Raw genomic sequence first — 3,214 nt, 5'->3', positions numbered from 1 at the left:
TTTTTTTTCACTTATCAGTTTACTAGGAATTGCTTTTTTTTGCACTCTGAATTACAAAAAAAGTTGCATGGAGAGCAAGCTTTCCACACAACTTATTATAGAACCTAAATTTTTAGGGATAAATTCAAGATGAAAAAAGGCCGAGACCACCGTCCCGACCTAAATTATCACAATTATTGAATCAATTTTTTCATCTCATCAATCCGAGCAACTGTTGCATCATATTTGACTTGATAATCTGCTTGTTTCTCTTTTTCTTTCTGAACCACTTCAGGCTTGGCATTGGCTACAAAGCGTTCATTGCTGAGCTTCTTACCAACCATATCCAATTCCTTCTGCCATTTAGCCAACTCTTTGTCCAGACGCGCCAATTCCTCCTCAACATTGAGCAAATCTGCCAATGGCAAGAAGATTTCCGCCCCCGTAATCACGGCTGACATCGCCAATTCTGGGGCAAGTAGGCTTGAGGAAATCTCAAGCTGTTCTGGATTTGTAAAGCGTTTAATGTAGTTTACATTGGCCTTGAAAAACTCTTCCAACTGGCTATCCGATGTCTTAATCAGAATGGTAATGGCTTTCGATGGAGCTACATTTACCTCTGCCCGACTATTCCGAACGGAGCGAATCAAATCTTTAAGACTTTCAACCCCTTTATGGGCTGCTTCATTTTCAAAAGCAGGATTCACAACAGGGTAAGCTGCTAGGACAATCGAACCCTCTACATACTGAGCGAAAATCTCTTCTGTTACAAATGGCATGATTGGGTGAAGCAAACGGAGAATCTGATCCAAGGTATAGAGAAGGACAGACCGCGTCATCACTTTCTCAGCCTCATTATCACTGTAAAGAACTTCTTTGGTCAACTCGACATACCAGTTGGCAAATTCTTCCCAGATAAAGTTATAGAGAAGGTGACCCGCAACCCCAAATTCAAACTTATCAAAATTATCTGTTACCTTGGCAATGGTTTCATTGAGATTATGAAGAATCCAACGATCCGTTACATTTCCGGCCTGATCAGCGGCTACCTGAGCAACATTTTCACGCGCCAGCTCCAAGCTCAAGCCTTCATTATTCATCAGAATGTAACGTGAGATATTCCAGATCTTGTTGATAAAGTTCCAAGACGCATCCATTTTCTCATAAGAGAAACGAACATCTTGACCAGGCGCAGAACCATTAGACAAGAACCAACGCAAGGCATCCGCCCCATACTGATCAATCACATCCATCGGATCAATCCCATTGCCCAAGGACTTAGACATCTTCCGACCTTCCGCATCGCGAATCAAACCGTGAATCAAGACATTTTTGAACGGCTGACGACCCGTAAATTCAAGGGATTGGAAAATCATCCGTGATACCCAGAAGAAAATGATATCGTAGCCGGTTACCAAGGTTGAAGTAGGGAAGTAACGTTGGAAATCTGCAGAATCCTCATCTGGCCAGCCCATAGTTGAGAATGGCCAAAGGGCAGAACTGAACCAAGTATCCAGAACATCCTCATCCTGAACCCAGCCGTCTCCCTCCGGAGCTTCTTCCCCAACATACATTTCGCCAGCTTCATTGTACCAAGCCGGAATCTGATGCCCCCACCAGAGCTGCCGGGAAATAACCCAGTCATGCACATTTTCCATCCACTGAAGGAAGGTATCGTTGAAACGAGGCGGGTAGAACTCGACCTTGTCCGCAGTCTCCTGATTAGCAATCGCATTTTGAGCCAACTGGTCCATCTTCACAAACCACTGCGTTGACAAACGAGGCTCAACCACCGCTCCAGAACGCTCTGAATGACCAACAGAGTGGACCCGTTTCTCAATCTCTACAAGCGCACCTAGCTCCTCGAGCTTAGCCACAACAGCCTTACGAGCCTCAAAACGATCCATACCCGCAAACTCACCAGCTAGCTCATTCATGGTTCCATCATCATTCATCACATTAACCTGTGGCAAATCATGACGTTGACCCACCAAGAAGTCATTTGGATCATGAGCCGGTGTAATCTTCACGACACCTGTTCCAAATTCTGGATCCGCGTGCTCATCCGCAACAATTGGAATTGGCTTGTTAACGATTGGCAAAATAACGTTCTGACCAATCAAATCCTTATAACGTGGATCTTCCGGATTCACCGCTACCGCCACATCCCCAAACATGGTTTCTGGACGTGTGGTTGCCACCTGCAAGGCACGCGAACCATCTGCCAACATGTAGTTCATGTGGTAAAAAGCCCCTTCCACATCCTTGTGGATAACCTCGATATCTGACAAGGCTGTCCGAGCTGCCGGATCCCAGTTAATGATAAACTCACCTCGGTAGATCCAGCCCTTCTTGTACAAGTCCACAAAGACCTTACGGACAGCCTTGGATAAGCCCTCATCGAGGGTGAAACGCTCCCGACTATAGTCTAGTGAGAGGCCCATTTTGCCCCACTGATCCTTAATCGTCGCTGCATATTCATCCTTCCATTCCCAGACCTTCTCTAGGAACTTCTCACGCCCCAAGTCATAACGCGTCACACCTTGCTCACGTAAACGCTCTTCAACCTTAGCCTGAGTTGCAATTCCCGCATGGTCCATCCCTGGCAACCACAAGGTATCATAACCCTGCATCCGCTTCTGACGGATAATAATATCCTGAAGTGTAGTGTCCCAAGCATGACCCAAATGCAATTTCCCGGTTACATTCGGCGGTGGGATAACGATTGAATAAGGCTTAGCCTCAGCATCTCCCGATGGTTTAAAGACATCTGCCTCCAACCATTTAGCATAACGCCCAGCCTCAACTTCGGCTGGATTGTATTTTGGTGATAATTCTTTTGACATAAAATCCTTTCTTAAGATATAAATCATAGTTTCTAGAAGTTTTAAAAATCCACTCCTACTCACTTATCAAGGGCACCTCTAAAAACTCATACTTATTGTCGCCTTATTTCAAATAAGTAGGTATTCCTATTTGGTAGTGCGGACGTGAGCAGTCTCCTTCGGAGTCTCATCACTAAATTTTGAGCCAAGGTCTCAAAATCTCCGCCATCTAGCAGTTGTTTCTAACTGCTGACGGTTCCACTACAGTAGAAATACCTGCTTTTCTTTATTTTCACTCCCTAAATTTTATGAGATAATAGAACTACTAAGATGAACGAGGTACTATCATGCTATTATTTTCCGACGATGAACGACTTCTAGAAAAACTGTCACAATTGGGAAATCAACTA

Annotated in this window: 1 protein-coding gene; it reads right to left on the bottom strand. The window is 44.6% G+C overall.

Annotation, left to right across the window (positions count from 1 at the left end):
* Positions 1-173 precede the first annotated feature (173 nt).
* On the bottom strand, positions 174-2,825 hold the full coding sequence (locus tag E5983_RS08820; protein ID WP_160333465.1) for a valine--tRNA ligase: 2,652 nt from the start codon (positions 2,823-2,825) through the stop codon (positions 174-176).
* Positions 2,826-3,214 lie beyond the last annotated feature (389 nt).

Origin of the sequence: Streptococcus danieliae (assembly GCF_009767945.1) — a bacterium.
Classification (GTDB): Bacteria; Bacillota; Bacilli; order Lactobacillales; family Streptococcaceae; genus Streptococcus; species Streptococcus danieliae.
Note: the sequence above shows the minus strand (reverse complement) of the source record. Positions and strands in the feature narration are given on the sequence as shown.